Source organism: Marinobacter daqiaonensis (assembly GCF_900115285.1).
GTDB classification, from domain to species: Bacteria; Pseudomonadota; Gammaproteobacteria; order Pseudomonadales; family Oleiphilaceae; genus Marinobacter; species Marinobacter daqiaonensis.
This window is the reverse complement of record NZ_FOYW01000001.1, coordinates 2245286-2264852: the sequence shown is the minus strand read 5'-3', so window position 1 is coordinate 2264852 and position 19567 is coordinate 2245286. Positions and strand designations below refer to the sequence as shown.

15 protein-coding genes are annotated in these 19567 nt (G+C 61.4%); 8 read left to right on the top strand and 7 right to left on the bottom strand.

Annotated elements, in window-relative coordinates; translation table 11 throughout:
* Positions 1 to 274: 274 nt before the first annotated feature.
* Positions 275 to 1624, bottom strand: coding sequence for a sigma-54-dependent transcriptional regulator (locus tag BM346_RS10325; RefSeq protein ID WP_092011808.1), 1350 nt, complete (start codon positions 1622 to 1624; stop codon positions 275 to 277).
* A 22-nt stretch (positions 1625 to 1646) separates the two neighbouring features.
* Positions 1647 to 3347, bottom strand: coding sequence for a sensor histidine kinase (locus tag BM346_RS10320; protein WP_167812601.1), 1701 nt, complete (start codon positions 3345 to 3347; stop codon positions 1647 to 1649).
* A gap of 73 nt (positions 3348 to 3420) precedes the next feature.
* Between BM346_RS10320 and BM346_RS10315 the strand changes: the two genes are divergently transcribed.
* The 7 genes from BM346_RS10315 (at position 3421) to BM346_RS10285 (ending at position 11951) form a co-directional block, all read left to right on the top strand.
* On the top strand, positions 3421 to 4224 hold the full coding sequence (locus BM346_RS10315) for an IclR family transcriptional regulator (RefSeq protein WP_092011803.1): 804 nt from the start codon (positions 3421 to 3423) through the stop codon (positions 4222 to 4224).
* Between the two features lie 193 nt (positions 4225 to 4417).
* A complete protein-coding gene (locus tag BM346_RS10310; protein WP_092011801.1) occupies positions 4418 to 5563 on the top strand; it encodes a TAXI family TRAP transporter solute-binding subunit in 1146 nt (381 codons plus the stop codon).
* Positions 5564 to 5629: 66 nt separating this feature from the next.
* Positions 5630 to 7612, top strand: coding sequence for a TRAP transporter permease (locus tag BM346_RS10305; RefSeq protein ID WP_092011798.1), 1983 nt, complete (start codon positions 5630 to 5632; stop codon positions 7610 to 7612).
* Complete coding sequence (locus BM346_RS10300; RefSeq protein ID WP_092011795.1) at positions 7609 to 8292, top strand: 3-oxoacid CoA-transferase subunit A; 684 nt, start codon at positions 7609 to 7611, stop codon at positions 8290 to 8292. The genes BM346_RS10305 and BM346_RS10300 overlap by 4 nt, the downstream gene beginning before the upstream one ends.
* Positions 8279 to 8923, top strand: a complete 645-nt coding sequence (locus BM346_RS10295; protein ID WP_092011792.1) for a 3-oxoacid CoA-transferase subunit B — start codon at positions 8279 to 8281, stop codon at positions 8921 to 8923. The genes BM346_RS10300 and BM346_RS10295 overlap by 14 nt, the downstream gene beginning before the upstream one ends.
* A 71-nt stretch (positions 8924 to 8994) precedes the next feature.
* Entirely contained in the window at positions 8995 to 10347 is a 1353-nt protein-coding gene (locus tag BM346_RS10290; protein WP_092011790.1) for a hypothetical protein, read from the top strand.
* 278 nt (positions 10348 to 10625) lie between these two features.
* The gene (locus tag BM346_RS10285) at positions 10626 to 11951 is read left to right on the top strand and encodes a DEAD/DEAH box helicase (protein WP_092011787.1); all 1326 of its coding nucleotides are present in this window, start codon (positions 10626 to 10628) and stop codon (positions 11949 to 11951) included.
* Between the two features lie 243 nt (positions 11952 to 12194).
* On the opposite strand, the gene BM346_RS10280 is transcribed toward BM346_RS10285, so the two are convergent.
* Positions 12195 to 12887: an OmpW/AlkL family protein gene (locus BM346_RS10280; protein WP_092011784.1), complete on the bottom strand. Its 693-nt coding sequence runs from the start codon at positions 12885 to 12887 to the stop codon at positions 12195 to 12197.
* Between the two features lie 152 nt (positions 12888 to 13039).
* Positions 13040 to 13516, bottom strand: a complete 477-nt coding sequence (locus tag BM346_RS10275; RefSeq protein ID WP_092011781.1) for a winged helix-turn-helix transcriptional regulator — start codon at positions 13514 to 13516, stop codon at positions 13040 to 13042.
* 151 nt (positions 13517 to 13667) lie between these two features.
* Here BM346_RS10275 and BM346_RS10270 point away from each other — a divergent pair, with 151 nt between their 5' ends.
* Positions 13668 to 14780 (top strand): NADH:flavin oxidoreductase, encoded by a 1113-nt coding sequence (locus BM346_RS10270; RefSeq protein WP_092011778.1) that lies wholly within the window; start codon positions 13668 to 13670, stop codon positions 14778 to 14780.
* Here the strand turns inward: BM346_RS10270 and BM346_RS10265 are convergent.
* The 3 genes from BM346_RS10265 to BM346_RS10255 form a co-directional block, all read right to left on the bottom strand.
* On the bottom strand, positions 14774 to 16408 hold the full coding sequence (locus BM346_RS10265) for a BCCT family transporter (protein ID WP_092011775.1): 1635 nt from the start codon (positions 16406 to 16408) through the stop codon (positions 14774 to 14776). The two genes, BM346_RS10270 and BM346_RS10265, sit on opposite strands and share 7 nt — an antisense overlap.
* Before the next feature lie 82 nt (positions 16409 to 16490).
* Positions 16491 to 17846 (bottom strand): MBL fold metallo-hydrolase, encoded by a 1356-nt coding sequence (locus tag BM346_RS10260; protein WP_092011772.1) that lies wholly within the window; start codon positions 17844 to 17846, stop codon positions 16491 to 16493.
* A 166-nt stretch (positions 17847 to 18012) separates the two neighbouring features.
* The gene (locus BM346_RS10255; protein ID WP_092011769.1) at positions 18013 to 19461 is read right to left on the bottom strand and encodes a catalase; all 1449 of its coding nucleotides are present in this window, start codon (positions 19459 to 19461) and stop codon (positions 18013 to 18015) included.
* Positions 19462 to 19567 lie beyond the last annotated feature (106 nt).

Here is a 19567-nt window from a genome sequence, read left to right as displayed (position 1 = left end):
TGTTCGCCTGAGAGATGCTGTTCTATGCCGATGGCGGTTGGAAAATCCCGGCACGTCTGCCTCCTGATCCGGCAGAGCCGGCCTCGGGTCATCGTTTGTTTTTGTGATGTCTGACACTGAATCTGTAGCAAAAGGAGGGCCAAGGCCATGGGGTGGCCTGTGATTGGCGCTGTGGGCCAGAATGGTGGGGCGACAGGCGGAGACGGAGCCCGATCAAGGGCGCTCCGTTGAGCGACTTCCGCTCAGACCTCCGGGTTTCATGAGCGGATTCCGCTCAAGTCAGGCCCAGGCGCTGGAGCCGGCGCTTGAAAGCATGACGGGACATGCCCAGCTTTTCCGCTGCCCGACCCTTGTGGCCGCCGGACTGCTCCAGGGCCTGCAGGATCATACCGCGTTCGGTGTGCTGAAGCTGCTGGTCCAGGGAGATCGCTGCATCGACCGGGGTTTCGGCGGTCGCCGTGGCGGTGAACTCCGCCGGTAACTGGTCCGGACGGATCGGCTGGCCGGGGTGCAGTATGGTCAGCCGCTCCACCAGATTCCTCAGTTCCCGCACATTGCCCGGCCAGCGATAGGCGCAGAGGCGCTCCAGGGTTTCCGGAGGAATGGCGATGGGCCGGCAGCCTTCCTCCCGGGCCTGGGACTCGATGAAGACGTCCAGCAGCTCCTGGAGATCCTCGCCCCGTTCACGCAGCGGCGGAACGGTCAGCTCGATAACGTTGAGCCGGAAGAACAGGTCCTCCCGGAATCGGCCACTGCGCACGTCTTCTTCCAGGGCACGGTTGGTGGCCGCAACCACCCGCACGTCAGCGGTGTGACTGACGGTGCCCCCAACAGGGCGGTAATCGCCGTTCTCAAGAAAATGCAGGAACTTGGCCTGCAGCGACGGTGGCAGTTCGCCGATCTCATCGAGAAAGAGGGTGCCGCCGTGGGCCAGGGCGACCAGTCCGGAGCGTTTCTGGTGGGCGCCGGTGTAGGCGCCTTTCTCAGCGCCGAACAGTTCCGCTTCAATCAGCTGCTCGGGCAGGGCGGCACAGTTGATCTCCACAAAGGCACCCTCGGCACGGGGACTCTGCTGGTGAATGGCCCGCGCCACCACGGCCTTGCCGGTACCGGACTCGCCCAGCAACAGGATTCGCCCGGTGCTGCTGGCCGCGACCCGTTGCACGGTCTGCCACAGTGCCTTCATGGGCTGGCTGGAGCCCACCAGGCCGGAGGAATTGGCGGTTCGCTTACGATGGTAGTCGAGCTCGTCCCGCATCCGGGTGCGGTCGGTGATGGAGCGGATCAGGTGCAGCAGTTCATCCAGGGCGAAGGGTTTGGTGAGGTAGTCGGTGGCACCGGCCTTGACCGCCTGGACCGCCGAGCGGGTGTCGCCATGGGCGGAGATCATGACCACCGGCAGGTCCGGATAAAGGCGGGTGGTCTCGGCCAGCACGTCCATGCCACTCATTCCCGGCAGCCGCAGGTCCAGCAGCATCAGGTCCGCCGGTGTCATGGCCAGGGCATTGAGGGCGTCCTCGCCGGTGTGTGCGCTACGGGCACCGAAGCCTGCTTCGCCCAGGGCGAAGGTCATGGAGCGGACGAAGCTTTTTTCATCATCAACGATCAGTATCTGGGAGCGCATGGGTTTCTTTCGCGGGCGGTTGTTATTGTGTGAAAAGGTTATCATCGTTTGCCGCCGGAAGTCTGACGGAAACCGTAGTGCCTTCACCGTGGACACTGTGGATGTGGAGTTCGCCACCGTTGAGTTCGATCAGCTGGCGGGTGATGCTCAGGCCCAGGCCCGTCCCCTCCTGGCGGGTGGTGAAGAAAGGCTCGGTAACCTGGCGCAATGTCTGGGGGTCCATGCCAGAGCCGTTGTCGGTGATATCCACATTAATGCGGTCGCCATTACGGAAGGCACGCAGATGAACCACGCCGCCGGTGTCGCAGGCCTCAATGGCGTTGGCCAGCAGGTTGACCAGGCACTGAATGACCTGGTCCGGGCTGGCGTAGATGGCAAGACGGGAATCGCCGCTGGCGCTGATCCGCACCTGGCGCTGGTCCGCCAGGCCGGAAGTGAGGACGGTGGCATGGCGGAACACCCTGCGGATCTCAACCCGCTGGGGCTCCCCGGCTACCGGACGGCCATAGTCCAGCAGATCACCGACCACCCGGTTCAGGCGGTCGATTTCATCCTCCACGGACACCAGCAGGTCTCGGCGCTGGTCATTGGCTTCGCCTTTTTCCAGGGCCTGTACCGTAAGTTTGATGGTGGCCAGGGGGTTGCGGACTTCATGGGCGACGCCGGTAGCGAACTCCCCCAGTACCGCCATTTTCTCCGCCTGCACGGTGCGGCCAATCATGTCCTGCAGCCGGTCCGCCATGGCGTTGAAGGCATGGGCCAGTACGTCAATCTCGTCCTTGTCGTTCCTCGGCGCCTGCAGGCGGAAGTGCAGGTCGCCGCTGGCAAGTGCCTCCGCGCCTTCCACCAGACGTCTCACCCGCCGTCGCAGGCTCCGGGCAAGGGCCCAGAACAGCACAACCGTGCCCAGCGCCATCACCCCGGCCAGGGTATAGAGTCCCAGCTGGGCACTACGCAGGGGGCTGAGGATATCCCCCGCCGAAACCACGTAGTCGATGCGCCAGCCTGGGAGCACTTCCGGGCCGGTGCGCAGGTCCTGCGGAGGCATGGTGAGGGTATTGCCGGTGGCATCCAGAAGTTCCCCCGCGGGGGTTCTCAGATAGGGGCGCAAGACGCTGGCAAGATTCTCGGTTCGCATCAGTTCAGTAAGGGACGCCAGTCGCACATGCAGACCGATGGAGCCGGTGACCTGAGGCTCCCCGGTGTCCCGCAGAGGCTGACGGATCAGCAGCCAGTTCGGACCTGCGCCGCTGCTGTGGCTGGGACCGATAACCTCGCTATTGCGCAGGAACACCGAGGGCAGGCCGGCAAGGGTCCAGTCGCTCCGGTCCCAATAGGGGCTGCCTGAGGCTGCCTGCCCGGGAATGACCTCGGTCAGCTCATTGCGATCATTGAAGAACAGGATGCCATAGAGGTCGGGCGAGTCCGCCTCCACCCTTACCAGTTCCCGCACCCCCTCAGGCACGCCATCGCGGTATAGCAGGTACAGGGGCATGGATGGATGGGTCGACAGGGTTTCCAGCTGATAGATCCGGTTCTCGATGAAATTGGTCAGCCGGTTGGCCGTGCCTGCCATCTGGGCTTCCAGACGCTCGCCGGCCAGACGCTCGGTGACCGAATCCGCCACCGTGGCGTAGAGACTGCTGAGAATCGCCACCGAGCCCACGATCAGCGTGAGTGAGAGCAGGGAATAACGACCGACAAGGCTGAAGCGCGGTTTCATTGGAACCTCATCGTTATTTTTATTGAAATACGATAAAATTTTCATACATTTTGAGAAACCAGAGGAAGCCCTAATGCCGACATCAGGCGACGTTCCCATTCCTTCCCGGAAATCGTCCGGCGGCAGCACAACCCTGAGTAAGGCCTGCCTGTTACTGCGGACGGTGGCAACGGTGTTTCCCACCGGCGGGAGCCTGTCCCGTATCGCCCGTGAAGTGGGAATGAATACCGCCACGGCCCACCGATTGCTGACGGGCCTGGCTGGCGAGGGATTGCTGACCTTTGATCCCTATGCCAAGACCTACCACATCGGATTCGATCTGCTGCGGATGGCGGAGTCGGCCCAAGAGGTCGCTCCGGACCTGCAGTTGAGGCATGCCCTGCAGCCGGTCCTGGCCCGGATCGCGGCCCGTACTGAAGATTACACCTACCTGAGTATCCGCGCGAATCGGGATGCCGTCTGCATTGATGTGGCCGAGGGCTCCTATCCCGTGACTGCCAATACCCTGGTGGCGGGCGCACGCCGCCCCCTGGGAGTTGGTGCCGCCGCCATGGCGCTGCTGGCGGCGCTGCCCGAAGAGGAGGCCCGGCGGATGGTAGAGCTGAACGCGAGCCGCTACCCCCGGTATTCGGGTATCACCCGCAACGAGGTGGAGCAATGGCTCACCAGGGCCCGGCAGGACGGTTATTCGGTGAACGAAGGCCGCATCGTGCCGGAGGTGTCGGCGGTGGGCCTTGCGTTCCAGGCGCCGGGTTCCGGCCATTACGCTGCAATCAGTGTGGCCTCGGTCGCCTCGAGAATGAATGAAGGGCGGCGGGAGCGGGTGCTTGAGATCCTCAGGGATGAAATTGATCGCTGGGCATCTGGCGGCTCCTGATCGTGTTCCCTGTTTGACCCCGGCCTTGCATGAGGGACGATATTTCATTTTTGTCTCATTATGTGAGAAAAATTTATAACATATTGATAAATATTTGACGGTGAACACGTCAGGGACTAATTTGTTATCTCGGGTCACAGCCCTGCGCTGTTCGAAAATCGAACGGAACAATAAAAAGCCTTCGGAGAATCCCATGCCTTACGCCAACCCATTCCTGATAAAAACCCTGACTGCTGTTGCTCTGAGCGCTTCACTGGCCTTTGCCGGATCTGCGGCCGCCCAGGAATTGCCCGACACCATGACCTGGTCGTCCTACGACGTCGGTTCCGCCGGATACGCGGAGGCCTCCGCCATTGCCGATGCCTTCGGCAGGGAATACGGCACCCGTGTTCGCATCCAGCCCTCCGGCTCTGCCATCGGCCGGCTGCAGCCGTTGCTCAGTGGCCGTGCGGACTATGCCTTCCTCGCCACGGAGACCTTTTTTGCCGCTGAGGGCATCCATGACTTTTCCACCCGTCGCTGGGGCCCGCAGGATCTTCGGGCGGTTGCCGGTCGACCCTCCTCGTTCGGTATCTTCACTGCCGCGGATGCCAACATTGAAACCCTGGAAGACCTGAAAGGCGTTCGTTTCGCCTACGTTGCCGGTAACCCGTCCATCAACGTGAAATGCGATGCCTTCCTGGCGTTTGCCGGCCTGAGTCGGGATGACGTGGAAGCGATCATGTTCCCTACCTATGCCAGCACCATGAGCTCCCTGGCCCGTGGCGAGGCGGACGCCTCCTGCACCACCACAACCCCGAGCCATGTGTACGAACTGGCCGAGTCCCCCCGGGGCATTCGCTGGCTGGAAGTTCCAAAGGAAAATGAAGAAGGCTGGAAACGCCTGCGGGAAGTGGCACCTTTCTTCCAGCCCTACACTGAAACTGTGGGTGCCGGCATCAGCAAGGAAAACCCGGTGGATATCCTGGCCTATCGCTACCCCGTTCTGACCGTTCGCGCGGACATGGACGAGGATGCGGTCTATAACTACATCAAGGCTCTGGATGAAACCTACGATATGTACAAGGATGCCACCGCCGTTATGCATCGCTGGGACCTGAAAGAGGCTGGCACGCCGGCCATTGATGTTCCCTTCCACGCCGGCGCTATCCGCTACCTGGAAGAGAAGGGCATCTGGACCGAGGAACACCAGGCCTGGAACGACCAGCGCACCGCCCGGCTGAATGCCCTGCTGGACGCCTGGCCGGAAGCCCTCGCCGCAGCTGAGAACAAGAGCGACGAGGAATTTGCCCAGATCTGGGAAAAGCATCGCACCCAGGCCCTGGAATCCGTCAAGTAAGACCGTACAACACGCCCTGACTGGGGCCCGACCGGGCCCCTTGTTCATTTTCGGAGTATCACAGCCATGAGCGTTTCCGACGCCGCGGAGAAAGCGGCACCCAGCGGGCCTGAACAGAGGGATGGCCGCCTGCGTGGCGCCGGTTACTGGACCGTTATCGTCCTGGGCACCCTGGGCCTACTGATGGCCATCAACCAGACCTTCAACCTGGAAATCCTCGGCTTCAAACCCCTGGGCAACGCCTACCTGTACTACCTTATTGGCATTTTCCTGGCGGCCGCCTTCCTCGCGTTTCCGGCCTGGAAAGGGGCTGCGGAAAGGGTGCCCTGGTACGACTGGCTGCTGGCGGTCACCGCGATGGTGTGCGCCGGCTACCTCGGCTACCACGGTCTCACCATGATCAACTACGGCTGGGAGTTCGAGGCGCCCCCAGAGGCCACCGTGCTGTCCGGCATCCTGCTGGTGCTGATCCTGGAAGGGGTTCGCCGCTGCGGTGGCTGGCCACTGCTGTTCGTGGCGTTGTTTTTCGGGACCTACCCGCTCTATGCCGATTCCATGCCCGGCTTCCTGTGGGGCAACCAGTACACCCTGCCGGAGATCATCCGGGCCCACGTCATCGGGGTGGAAAGCGTTATCGGCATTCCCATGCAGGTCGTGGCCCAGCTGGTGATCGGCTTCGTGGTGTTTGGCGCTGCCCTGACCGCCACCGGTGGCGGTGAGTTCTTCATGAACTTCGCCACCGCCCTGATGGGTAAGAGCCGGGGCGGGCCCGCCAAGGTGTCGGTGCTGTCCAGCGGCATCATGGGCAGTCTGTCCGGGAGTGTGATCTCCAATATCCTGACCACCGGACCCATCACCATCCCCACCATGAAAAAGACCGGTTACCCGCCCCATTACGCGGGGGCCGTGGAAGCCTGCGCGTCCACGGGTGGCACCCTGATGCCCCCGGTCATGGGAGCGGTGGCGTTCATCATGGCCTCGTTCCTGGGTGTCCCCTACGCCGAGATCGTGATCGCGGCGTTCCTGCCAGCGGTACTCTTCTACCTGGCGCTGCTGTTCCAGGTGGATATCTATGCCGCCCGCCGGGGGCTGAAGGGACTGCCGCCGGAGGCCATCCCCAATCTCAAGGAAACCCTCAAGGAGGGCTGGCCGTACCTGCTGGCGCTGGGCATGCTCATCTACATGCTGATCGTGATGCGTCTCGAGGCCTACGCGCCGTACTACGCCACGGTGATATTGCTGGGCATCTCCCTCTTCAAGCGTAAATACCGGCTGAACCTGAAACGTGCCCTGGCCTTCCTGCAGGACCTGACCACCAGCGTGGCCAATCTGGTGGCCATCCTGGCCGGTATCGGCCTGGTGGTGGGCGGGCTTTCCTACACCGGCGTGGCGGGAGCCTTCTCCCGGGAGCTACTGCTCTACGCCGATGGCAGCATTCCGCTGATGCTGATCGCCGGAGCCGTGACCAGTTTCGTGCTGGGCATGGGAATGACGGTCAGCGCCTGTTACATCTTCCTGTCGATCCTGCTGGCGCCGGCTCTGGTGAACGCCGGCCTCAATCCCCTGGCCAGCCATCTGTTTATCCTTTACTGGGGCATGCTCTCCTACATCACGCCGCCGGTCTCACTGGCAGCGATAACAGCGGCTGGCGTGGCCGGGGCGAATGCGGGCCGGACCGGCCTCTACGCCATGCGCCTGGGCGGCATCCTGTTCATCCTGCCGTTCCTGTTCGTGATCAATCCTTCGCTGATCCTGCAGGGGGAACTGACGAAAATCCTGACATCCACTTTCACGGCCATTACGGCGATCTGGCTGCTGTCCTCAGCGATGGAAGGTTACCTCTACCGGATCGGTGTGCTGGGATGGCCGGCTCGGATCCTGGTGCTGGTGGCCGGTGGGGTGCTCATCTATCCCGAGCTGGTGACGGACCTGATCGGTTTCGGTCTGATCGCCGCCATCTACCTGAGCAGCCGGTTGCTGAACTTTCCGGCGGTAACCGTCGGTCGCGTTCCGGTAAATACCACGCAACGCACTGGTGAAACATCGTGATCAACAAAGTCTGTAGTTCCATGGCGGAGGCGATCTCCGTGGTCAAGGATGGCGATGTCGTCATGATCGGTGGCTTTGGCAGTTCCGGCATCCCGCTGGAGCTGATCGAGGCACTGCGCCGTCATGGTCCAAAGGATCTGACCATCATTTCCAATAATGCCGGCGTCGCCGAGGAGGGCATCGCGTCCCTGCTGCGGGACGGAATGGTGCGCAAGGTGGTGTGTTCGTTTCCCCGTTCCAGGGGTTCGGTCTGGCTGCAGAGGCGCTTCAGGGAAGGGTCCATCGAATTCGAGCTGGTTCCCCAGGGCACCCTTGGTGAACGCATCCGTGCCGCCGGGGCGGGTCTGGCGGCCTTCTATACACCAACGGCCTACGGCACCCGGCTGGCAGAAGGAAAGGAAACCCGGTTGTTCAATGGCAGGGGGTATGTGATGGAAACGGCGCTCCATGCGGATGTGGCCCTCATCCGTGGCGAGAAGGGCGATGCCTGGGGCAATCTGACCTACAACACCGCCGGCCGTAACTTCAATCCGTCCATGGCCATGGCGGCCAGAATTACTATTGCCGAGGTGAAGCAGATTGTCGAAGTGGGCGACCTGGACCCGGAAAGCGTGGTGACCCCCGGCATCTTTGTGGATACGGTTGTGCTACAGGAGGGTCTGATCAATGCAACGGCTTGATACCGAAGGTATGGCCCGGCGGGTCGCTCAGGATATTCCTGACGGCGCTTATGTGAACCTTGGCATTGGCATGCCGACCCAGGTAGCAAACTATGTTTCCGGGGATCGTCATGTGATATACCATAGCGAGAACGGCATTCTCGGGGTGGGCCCGGCGCCGGCGCCAGGTGAGGAAAACCCTGACCTGATCAATGCCGGCAAGCAATTCGTGACCCTGCTGCCCGGGGGATGCTATTTCGATAATGCGGACTCCTTCGCCATGATGCGCGGGGGCCACCTGGACATTGCTGTGCTGGGTGCGTTTCAGGTGTCCTCCACCGGTGATCTGGCCAGTTGGGCTACCAATGACCTCAGTGAACCACCCGCTGTCGGTGGTGCGATGGACCTGGCGGTGGGTGCCCGCAGGCTGTATGTACTGATGAAGCACTGCACCCGTGACGGCGAACCCAAGATCCTGACCGAGTGTGAGTACCCGCTGACCGGCAAGGGGGTGGTGGACCGGATCTATACCGACCTTGCAGTTCTCGAGGTAACCCCAAGGGGGCTGCAGGTTCTGGAGCTGGTGGCGGGCAACACCCTGGCGGAGGTCCAGGCCGTAACCGGCACCCGCCTCCTGCCGCCGCCAGCCTGACCCGCACTGGCAATCCCGACCGGGTGTGAGGCGGCGTACCTCAACTCCCCGGTCCCGATTCAGGTTGATTGATGACAGACGTTTTCTCTACCGGGGTACTTACCGTCACCCGGTCGGCACTGGCTTACCTGGCGTTATTGTGCGGCGTGCTTTCCCTGGTCCCCGGCATGGCGGTGGTGGGCGCGGCCGCCATTGTACTGGCGATACTGCTGGGCTGGCGCGAGTTGCGTCTGGTGGCCAGGATTATCTTTGGTCTGCTGGTGGCCATGTCCGCGCTGGCCCTGGTGGACGAACCCTCCGCACTCATGGACGGCGCCGTCAACATGACCCGGCTGACGGCGCTGATCCTGACGGTGATGCTGCTGTCCTCTCTGCTGGGCCGCTCCCGTGATCTGGAGTGGATCTCCGCCAGTCTCTTCGCCGGGCGCCCCACGGCGCGTTACCTCAGCGTGAGTTTCGGGACGACGGTGCTGTCCGTGCCGCTGAACTTCGGCTCGGTGGGCGTGGTATCGTCGATGATCGCTGGCCAGGTCAGGCGCCATGGGGACTCGGCCATGGCCCGCAATGCCTGCCGGGGGACCCTGCGGGGCTTCGGCGCTTCGCCTACCTGTTCCCCGCTGTCCATCTCGGTGGTCATGACCGTCACCTTCCTGCCCGGCCTCCACAGCTGGGAACTGATTTCCTTCAGCCTGCCCCTGGCCACTGTCTATCTGCTGAGCGGTCTGCTGTTCATCGAACGGGAGGAGCCAGGACCGGCCCAGTTGGAGATAACGGCATCAGGTTGGCAACGATACCTCCCCTGGGTGCGGTTCTCCGCCATTATCGGCGTTATCTGCCTGGGGGCCTTTGTCCTCAGCGGGCCCGGTGGGCTGAGTTATTCCAAGGCGGTGACCCTGAGCTGCCTGAGCATGGTGGGCCTGCTGTTCGTGCATACCGTGGCAACGGCCCCAGCGGGTCAGCGTAATCCGCTGCCGTCCATGGCGCCGGTCAGCAATGAACTGGTGATCGTGGGGGGCTCCGCCTTCCTCGGCGCACTGATCAGCAGTTTTGCCCTGAAGTGGCTTGGCGCCGGCTTCATTCTGCCGGGCTGGGGCTATCCCCTGGTGGCCGCGCTGGTGCCCTGGGTGTTCTTTTGCGGAGGTATGCTGGGCCTGAACCCGATTGTCATCGGCACCCTGACCGGCGGTGTGCTTGGCCCCATCTGGCCCGTGGAGTCGGTTCTGGGGCTGGGAATCGGCATGGTGTCCGGCTGGGGCATCACCACAGGGGGTACACCCTATTCGGCCAATTCGTTACTGATGGAGAGGGTCACCGGCTATTCCGCCAGGGTGGCCGCATTCCGGTGGAATCTGTCGCACTCGGTGGTCAGTCTGCTGGCTGGCGGGTTGCTGGCGGCCACGATGACCTGGATGCTGGCTCCATAGTGAAACATTACGGGGCCCGGGATATTGGCGACAAACACCTATGGCTATTCTCCGGGGGCTCTGTTAACGTGCCCGCATCCTGCCTCTAAGGATCCGCAGTTTCGGCCACAAGGCCTCCGTGCGAATACTTTCATACGACCCGTCAGAGGACGTCCTCCCGATACCGGCGAAGGACCGTAGTCGTCTTTATACTCCATGCTTTGCCATGGCATCTGCCCACATTCGTTAACGGATTTACCGTCGATCGTGGAGGCAGAACAATCAAGAGTTCATCAAATATGAGTTTTTCTTCACTCGGTCTGTCCGAGCAACTGGTCCGTGCAACCACCGACCAGGGCTATGAAACCCCGTCCCCCATCCAGGCCCAGGCCATTCCTGCCGTACTGTCCGGCAAGGACGTGATGGCGGCCGCCCAGACCGGTACCGGCAAGACCGCCGGCTTTACCCTGCCTTTGCTGCAGCGCCTGAGCGCCAACCCGCGCACCGGCAAGGGTCCCCGCGCCCTGATCCTCACGCCGACCCGTGAGCTGGCGGCCCAGGTCCATGACAGTGTGAACCTGTACAGCAAATACGTGCCCACCAAGGCCGCCGTGGTGTTCGGTGGCGTCAAGATCAACCCGCAGATGATGAAGCTGCGCAAGGGTCTGGACGTGCTGGTGGCCACGCCCGGTCGCCTGATGGACCTTTACCAGCAGAACGCCGTGCGCTTTGACGAAGTGGAAATCCTGGTACTGGATGAAGCCGACCGCATGCTGGACATGGGCTTTATCCGCGATATCCGCAAGATTCTCGCACTGCTGCCGGCGAAGCGTCAGAACCTGCTGTTTTCCGCCACCTTCTCCAACGAGATCCGTACCCTGGCCCAGGGCCTGTTGAACAACCCGGTACAGGTGGACGTCGCGGTCCGTAACACCACTGCCGAGAAGGTCCTGCAGTCGGTCTATCCGGTGGACCAGAGCCAGAAATCCGCCCTGCTGAGCAAGCTGGTGCGGGATAACAACTGGGAGCAGGTGCTGGTGTTCACCCGCACCAAGCATGGCGCAAACCGCCTGACCAAGAAGCTGGAAGGCGACGGCATCAAGGCCGCCGCCATCCACGGCAACAAGTCCCAGGGCGCCCGTACCCGGGCTCTGGCGGAGTTCAAGCAGGGGGATATCCGTGTGCTGGTGGCCACGGACATCGCGGCCCGCGGCCTGGACATCAAGCAGTTGCCCCAGGTGGTGAACTTCGAGCTGCCCAATGTGCCGGAGGACTATGTCCACCGCATCGGCCGCACCGGTCGTGCTGGCGAGAGCGGTCATGCCCTGTCACTGGTCAGCGCAGACGAAGGCAAGCTGCTGGCGGATATCGAGAAGCTGATCAAGAAGCAGCTGCCCCGCAAGGAAGTGGAGGGCTTCGAGCCCATCAACAACCTGCCGCTGAAGCCCAAGGCCAAGGCCGACCCCAGCCGTGCCCGCAACCGTGGTGCCGGTGGCGGCGCTCGCAGTGGCAGTGGCCGTTCCGAGGGCCAGCGCAGCTTCGGCCCGAAGCCCGCCGGTCGCAGCGGCGGCCGTGGACGCAGTGGTGGTGGTCAGGGCCGCTCCGCTCCGCGCCAGACGGCCTGATGTTCGGGGGCTGAGAGCCCCCGGATAGCCGCAAAGAGATATTCTTCAGCCACGGAAAACACGGAAAAACCCAGACAAAGAACTGAATCATTCTGGTTCTGATCTTTTCGTTGGTGTTTTTCCGTGTTTTCCGTGGCTGATTTTCTTTCAGTAAAAAAAGCGGGGCCACCAGGGCCCCGCAAGGGAGAACGCGCTCCGGCACCACCAGTCCACGGGTGCCGGGGCACGAACGTCTCACACTGATCAGAATCTGTAGGTGAAGCCGACCATGTAGACCAGGGGGTCGATCTCCACATCGACGGTTCCAACAGGGCCGGGAGCACCGCTGGCCTGGGTCCTGATAGTGCCTTCGGTGTCGATATCCGCCCACCAGATGGCTGCGTTGAAACCGAATTCTTCAGACAGTGCATAGTCAAAACCGAATTCGGCCGCGATGCCCACGCTGTCATCCAGGTCCAGGGTGGTCGAATCCACACCAAGGGCACCGTTCAGCGTGTCCGTGGTCGCCTCCTCGAAGAAGATGGTGTAGTTGACCCCAAGGCCGGCGTAAGGCTGGAAACGGCTGGCGGATCCCATCGGGTAGTACTGCAGAGTCAGTGTCGGGGGCAGGTGCTTGGTTTCCCCCAGCTTGCCGGCGCCGGCAATGGCGCCGGCTGCGCTGATATTGTGCTTGAACGGTGTCGCCGCCAGAAGTCCCACACCGATATGGCTGGTCACCATATAGGTGCCTGCCAGGCCCAGCTGTCGGTTCGAGTCCAGGCCGACCTCCCAGCCACCCAGATCAGCGCCATCCGCCAGTACGCTGCCGCTCGACTCCTGCGGGTCTACCGCAACAGCGCCAGCCCTGATAATGATATCCCCCGCCTGATAGGCCTGCGCGGAAGTTGCCGCCAGAAGGCCTGCCGCGAGAACGCTCAGAGTGAATTTACGGGACATAGATGTAACTCCTTGACCAAAAGTTGTTGACGGGTCAAGGCTAACGCGGCGGCGAAAAAGGGAATTGATCTAACGCAAGAGTCTATCCTGGAGCGCAATGGTGCTTGCAGAACATTGATTCAGCTCAAAAAGTCCGAAAATCACCGAATCTGTCAGGCCTGCTTCTTGCCGTTGGAGGGGGCTTCATTATTGTCCTCCGCCACGAAGACGTCACGCACGGTCAGGGGTTTGCCCTCCGCATCCTGCACTTCCAACTGACGGATGGGCCGGCCCGAGGGGCGGTCACGAAGATCCAGAGGTGGCTGGTCCGGGCTGGGGTTGTACCTGTCCCCCCACTGGCGCAGGGCGATGACCACCGGAAACAGGTCCCGGCCCTTGTCGGTAAGACGGTATTCAAAACGGGGTCCGTGTTCGCCCACGTCCACCTTGCGCAGAACTTCGTTATCCACCAGGCGGCACAACCTGTCCACCAGGATGTTGCGGGCGATGCCCAGTTCCTGCTGGAAGTCCACGAAGCGACGGGTGCCATACATGGCCTGCAGTACAATCAGCAGTGACCACCAGTCCCCCACTTCATTGAGGGCCCGGGCGACGGAGCAGCTGGAATCATCAAAACGTTTTCTTGCCATGGTCAAAGTGTACGCAATAGGGTTGCAATATGAAACCGGATTGAATAAGGTTTCGTAAAGAGACCATATTCGGGAGCCTGCCCCTCACCACGGCCCGAAATCACGAATTCACCCGGATACCCATCCAAAAACTGTCAGGAGTGCGTCCCCCATGTCCGCGAACCTCGGCCCTCTTTTCGAGCCGTTTGAAATAAAATCCCTGAAGCTCGCCAACCGCGTGGCCATGGCCCCCATGACCCGCAACTTCTCCCCGGGCAATGTCCCCACTGATGACGTGGTGGCGTACTACAAACGTCGGGCCGAGAATGGCGTAGGACTTCTGATTACCGAGGGCACCACCGTCAACCATATTGCCGCCAATGGCTACCAGAACGTTCCCTTCTTCCACGGAGAGAAGGCCCTGGCTGGCTGGAAGAAAGTGGTGGATGCCGTCCATGAGGTGGGGGGGAAGATTTTCCCGCAGTTGTGGCACGTCGGTGCGGTTCGCAAAGAGGGAATCGAACCGGACCCCAGTGTGCCGGGTTATGCGCCATCCGGTATGAACAGGCCTGGCAAGGTGGTGTGCAAGGTCATGACGAAGCAGGACATCCAGGATGTGGTCAGGGCGTTCGCCGATGCCGCCGCCGATGCCAAGGCCATTGGCTTTGATGGTGTTGAGGTTCACGGTGCCCACGGCTACCTGATCGACCAGTTCTTCTGGGAGGGCACCAACCAGCGCGACGACGAATACGGCGGCAGCATGCTCAACCGGCAGCGCTTCGCCATCGAGATTATCGAGGCCATCCGCGAGAAGGTGGGTCCGGACTTTCCCATCATGCTGCGCTTTTCCCAGTGGAAGATGCAGGACTACGACGCCAGGCTGGCACAGACGCCGGAAGAGCTGGAAGCCTTCCTCAGGCCACTGGTGGATGCGGGTGTGGACATCTTCCATGCTTCCACCCGTCGCTTCTGGGAGCCGGAATTCGAAGGCTCCAATCTCAACCTGGCGGGCTGGGTCAAGAAGATCACCGGCATGCCCACCATGTCCGTGGGCAGCGTCGGCCTGACGGAGGACTTCATTGCCGGCACCTTCGCCAGCAAACAGGAGGCTGTTTCCGAGGCGGGAATTGATGAGCTGGTTGAGCGTATGAACAATGATGAGTTTGACCTGATCGCCGTCGGCCGGGCCCTTCTGCAGGACCCGGAGTGGCTGGTCAAGGTGAAAGAGGGTCGATCCGCCGAGGTGGAGCCTTTCCGCAAGGCCTCCCTTGGCGAACTTTACTGATCCGAATAGCCGCTACCGGGCCTGTCGCCGGTAGCGGTCTCCTCCCGGAGCGCACCTTCCTGTTCCCGCCTCTTTTCATGTTCCTCCAGCATGCGCGCCATACGCTCCCGAAGCAGCGCCTCGTGGAATTCGGACTGGCGCCGCTCGTTGCGCAGGGATTTCAGCAGGGAGGCTGCCATAAAGATCATCAGCACCATGAACGGAAACGCTGCCACGATGGAGATCGTCTGCAGTGCCGCCAGGCCGCCGCTCATCAGCAGCACACCCGCCACGAGAACCTGCGAGACGCCCCACAGAATCCGGAGCCACCGCTTCGGATCCAGGGTGCCCTGACTGGTGAACATGCCCAGAACGAAGGTGGCCGAATTTGCGGATGTGATGACGAAGAGGATGATCAGAAGCAGGACGAGAGGAGCGACAATGTCGTTGGCCGGCAGCAACGCCAGCATCTGGAACAGTCCCGAGCTGATTTCCTGACTTACCGCCGCTGCGATGCCGGCCTCCTCGAACAGTTCGAAAAACAGGGCAGAGCCGCCAAAAGTTGCAAACCAGACGATGCTCAGGAGCACCGGCATGCCGATGACCCCGAGAACAAACTCACGGATGGTGCGCCCCCGGGATATCCGGGCTATGAAGCTTCCTACAAAGGGCGCCCATGACAGCCCCCAGGCCCAGTAGAAAATGGTCCACCGCTCTACCCAGTCCTCGCCGGTATAGGGTGTCATTACCAGGCTCATGCCAATGACATTGCCGAAGTATTCCCCAATGGCGTTGGTCATCGCAGCAGTGATGAAGTCGGTCGGTCCCGCGAAGAAAACGAAAAGGAGAACGGCAGAGGCCAGCACCATATTGGCATCGCTGACGTAGCGTACGCCACTTTCCAGGGGGAACAGGGCGCAAATAAGGAAAATGATGGATATGCCACCCAGTATCGACAGTTGCTGGGTGATGCCAAAGCCGACGTCAGCGACGGTATTCAGGCCGCTGTTGATCTGGATGATCCCCAGCCCGAGGGTTGTGGCAACGCCGAACACGGTGGATACCACTGCGAGAATGTTGATGGCATGGCCGAACCCGCCATCCACACGACCTCCCAGGGATGCCCGGAAGGCCTCGCTGATCAGTCCGGGTCGTTGCTGACGGAACCGCACGTAGGCGATGGCGAGCCCCACCAGAGCGAAGTTGGCCCATTGATGAAAGCCCCAGTGGAACAGGGAGTAACGCATGCCCAGGCTCGCGGCCTCAGGCGTTTGTGGTGTGGCCAGCCCCAGGGGTGGCTCGTTGTAGTGGGTCATGGGCTCGGCAACGCCCCAGAACACAAGGCCGATGCCCATGCCTGCGGAAAAAATCATCCCCAGCCAGGCGGGGTAGGCGAATTCAGGACTTTCCCCATCCGCACCCAGGCGAATATGGCCATAGTCAGACAGGGCCACACCCACGCAGAAGAACAGAAAGGCTGTTGCCGCGAACAGGTACAGCCAGCCGAAGTGCTCCGTCGTGAAGGCGAGTGCCTGCGACGCCCCATAAGCCAGCTGCTCAGGAAACCAGATTCCGATACCAACGAAGCCTGCAAGCAGCACCAGCGAGCAATAGAACACCCACCCTGGCCGATCAGCGATGGTGGTCATAAGCGTCCCTACCAAAACAATGCTTTATCGGGAATCCTACCACTCCGGTGCTATCGGGGTAAGGTTCTTGCCCGGCGCCGCTTCAGTCCCTGGACTTCCAGGCACCGAACGACCCCAGAAAGACATCCACCCGGCTGAACCCGGCACGTTCCAGCACCGACGCGGCTATGGTCGCCCGAGCCCCGCTGGCACACATCACCGTGTAATGCCGGTTCCCGTCAAGCCGGTCCAGCTGCTCGGGCAGCTCGCCGACGTAAACGTGGACAGATCCGTCGATGGCCTCCTCCTCATATTCCGTTATGCTCCGCACGTCCAGCAGTTGCCAGTTTTCCGGAGGGTTCCGGAACCGTTCCCGAATGTCGTCCACGTGCATGGCAGGCAGCGAGTGAAAAGGGAGCCCTCTGGCAGACCACTCGGGCATATCCGTGGTCAGGAATCCCCTGAGGTTATCCAGGCCGATCCGGATCAGGTGCTGAGCCGCTTCCCGGGCCTGGCCGGGATCGGCCGCCACCAGTACCACAGGCTGACCAGGCTCGATATACCAGCCCGCAAACGCCGGAATCATGGGGGCGGGGATAGCCAGGCTTCCCGGCAGATGGGCCCCGAGAAACGCACTGACCGTACGGACGTCGATAATGGCCGTTGTATCCGGAAGGTCATGAAATTCATTGGGTGAAAGCGGGACCGGGGTGGTTACCCGGGGCGCGGGGTCCGCGCCGGTCAGATTGAGCTTTTCCATCAGCCGGAAATAGGGTGGCTGGTAATGATGCTCTGCAATCTTCTCCTTGATAAACCGCTCGCGCGAGTCGATCCTGAGCCTGTCGTTGTACTGGCGTTCATACCCCAGTGATGAAAACTCCCGGTCCGCCATGTTATCGCCGCACACGGACCCTGCACCATGGGCCGGATAGAGAATGGCCTGGTCACCCAGGGCCAGTATTTTCTGCAGGCTGTCGTAGAGCAGGCCCGCCACTTCCTCGGCCCGGTCGGGGTAAAAATCCGTCCTGCCCACATCGCCAATGAACAGGGCGTCTCCGGTGAAAACGCCAACGGCACCGTCGCCGTGGTCCGTGTCGAACACGGCAAACGAGAGGCTGTCGTCCGTATGGCCGGGGGTTTCCAGTACCTGCAGTGTCAGGTTACCGAATTCGTAGGTGTCTCCGTCACGAGTCGTGTCCGCGTAGGTCACATCGCCCATGGCATTGGGTCCGTGGAGTACCCGGGCACCTGTCAGCTTCGCCAGTATCGGTGCGCCCGAAATCAGGTCTTCGTTACGGTGGGTCTCGAAAACATGGGTGATGCGGCAGCCTGCTTTGGCAGCCTCCTCCATATAGATCTCACAATCGCGTCGAGGGTCGATGACGAAGGCCTTGCCCTTGTTCCCAACCAGGTAGGAGAGATGTGAAAGTCCTTCCGATTTGATCTTTTGAATAAACATGAGGCCTCCTGCCAGCGTTCCTGAGTGTCTGTTCAGGATTAGCACACAATTCTGCAAATGTGGGCCGGGCCGGATTACGGTTTGGAAGGAAAGGGCAGGAAACGACTTCGCCAGGGAGTAACAAACCGACAGCCTCCCGGCTGCCGGATTGCAGGGTCAGGTTCATTCAGCCGCCCCTGACGCCTTTCTCAATACGCTCGCCGATGGCCTGGTCGATGTTCTTCCAGTACTCGAATACCCGGGAGAGCACCGGCTCCTCAACACCGTCCTTGACGTGGCCAACCACATTGCTGACCAGGCGATCCCGGGCGGCATCATCCATGACTTTGTTGATCAGGACATTGGCCTGGCTGAAGTCGTCGTCATCCTCCCGCAGCGTGTAGGCGGCGCGAACCATGTCACCACTGGTTTCCCATGTGGAGTCGGTGGGGTAGCGCTCCCCATCCGCGGCGGGGCCGCCTTTCGAGTTGGGAGCATAGACCGGGTCGGATACTTTCTGGACCCGCATGGCGCCGTCCTTGCTGTAGCTGTGAACGGGCGATCTGGGTGAATTCACGGGAATCTGCTTGTAATTCACCCCGAGCCGCGCCCGATGGGCATCGGCATAGGAAAACACTCGCCCGATCAGCATCTTGTCCGGGCTTATACCGATCCCCGGCACCAGGTTGTTGGGCTCGAAGGCGGCCTGCTCGATCTCGGTGTGAAAATCCGTGGGATTCTGGTTGAGGGTCAGCTTGCCCACCTTGATCAGGGGGTAGTCCTCGTGGGGCCAGACCTTGGTCAGGTCGAACGGATTGATGCGGTAGGTTTCCGCTTCCCTGAAGGGCATGATCTGCATGTAAAGGGTCCAGGTCGGGTAGTCGCCCTGCCTGATGGTGTTGAACAGGTCGCGACGATGGTAGTCCACGTCCTCACCGGCGATGCGATCGGCCTCTTCCTGCGGCAGATAATCAATGCCCTGATCGGTCTTGAAGTGGTATTTCACCCAGAACTTCTCGCCTTCGGCGTTGACCCACATGTAGGCGTGGCTGGAATACCCGTTCATATGGCGCCAGGTCCTGGGGATGCCCCGGTCGCCCATCAGCCAGGTCACCTGGTGAGCGGACTCGGGGGACAGGGTCCAGAAATCCCACTGCATGTCGTGGTCACGCAGGTCATTGTCCGCCCTGCGCTTCTGGGAGCGGATGAAATGCTGGAACTTCAAGGGATCCCGCACGAAGAAGATGGGGGTGTTGTTGCCCACCATGTCGTAGTTGCCTTCGCTGGTGTAGAACTTGATGGAAAAACCCCGCGGGTCGCGCCAGGTATCGGGGCTGCCCCGCTCCCCCGCGACACTGGAGAAGCGGATGACCAGGTCGGTTCTGGTGCCTTTCTGGAACAGGGCCGCCTTGGTGTAGGGGCTCATATCCTCGGTGGTCTCGAAGTAACCGAAGGCGCCACCACCCTTGGCGTGGGGCTGCCGCTCCGGGATGCGCTCCCGGTTGAAATTGGCCATCTGTTCGATCAGATAATGGTCGTGAAGCAGCAGCGGACCATTCGGGCCCACGGACAGGGAGTGTTCATCGCTCGCAACCGGTATCCCCGCATCGGTTGTGGTCGGTTTCTTGTCGGTCATCGTCTCGTATCCTCTTCTGATGCCTGATTGGTTTCCGAACGCTGAATAGCTATAGAACAGCCCCTCCCGGATGACCAGTTACCGGTCAGTGGCATTATTTATCAGG

What these genes read in the sequence shown, in the direction of transcription:
- BM346_RS10325 (WP_092011808.1), bottom strand. Translation starts at nt 1,624, where the DNA reads ATGCGCTCCCAGATACTGATCGTTGATGATGAAAAAAGCTTCGTCCGC.
- BM346_RS10320 (WP_167812601.1), bottom strand. Translation starts at nt 3,347, where the DNA reads ATGAAACCGCGCTTCAGCCTTGTCGGTCGTTATTCCCTGCTCTCACTC.
- BM346_RS10315 (WP_092011803.1), top strand. Translation starts at nt 3,421, where the DNA reads ATGCCGACATCAGGCGACGTTCCCATTCCTTCCCGGAAATCGTCCGGC.
- BM346_RS10310 (WP_092011801.1), top strand. Translation starts at nt 4,418, where the DNA reads ATGCCTTACGCCAACCCATTCCTGATAAAAACCCTGACTGCTGTTGCT.
- BM346_RS10305 (WP_092011798.1), top strand. Translation starts at nt 5,630, where the DNA reads ATGAGCGTTTCCGACGCCGCGGAGAAAGCGGCACCCAGCGGGCCTGAA.
- BM346_RS10295 (WP_092011792.1), top strand. Translation starts at nt 8,279, where the DNA reads ATGCAACGGCTTGATACCGAAGGTATGGCCCGGCGGGTCGCTCAGGAT.
- BM346_RS10290 (WP_092011790.1), top strand. Translation starts at nt 8,995, where the DNA reads ATGACAGACGTTTTCTCTACCGGGGTACTTACCGTCACCCGGTCGGCA.
- BM346_RS10285 (WP_092011787.1), top strand. Translation starts at nt 10,626, where the DNA reads ATGAGTTTTTCTTCACTCGGTCTGTCCGAGCAACTGGTCCGTGCAACC.
- BM346_RS10280 (WP_092011784.1), bottom strand. Translation starts at nt 12,887, where the DNA reads ATGTCCCGTAAATTCACTCTGAGCGTTCTCGCGGCAGGCCTTCTGGCG.
- BM346_RS10275 (WP_092011781.1), bottom strand. Translation starts at nt 13,516, where the DNA reads ATGGCAAGAAAACGTTTTGATGATTCCAGCTGCTCCGTCGCCCGGGCC.
- BM346_RS10270 (WP_092011778.1), top strand. Translation starts at nt 13,668, where the DNA reads ATGTCCGCGAACCTCGGCCCTCTTTTCGAGCCGTTTGAAATAAAATCC.
- BM346_RS10265 (WP_092011775.1), bottom strand. Translation starts at nt 16,408, where the DNA reads ATGACCACCATCGCTGATCGGCCAGGGTGGGTGTTCTATTGCTCGCTG.
- BM346_RS10260 (WP_092011772.1), bottom strand. Translation starts at nt 17,846, where the DNA reads ATGTTTATTCAAAAGATCAAATCGGAAGGACTTTCACATCTCTCCTAC.
- BM346_RS10255 (WP_092011769.1), bottom strand. Translation starts at nt 19,461, where the DNA reads ATGACCGACAAGAAACCGACCACAACCGATGCGGGGATACCGGTTGCG.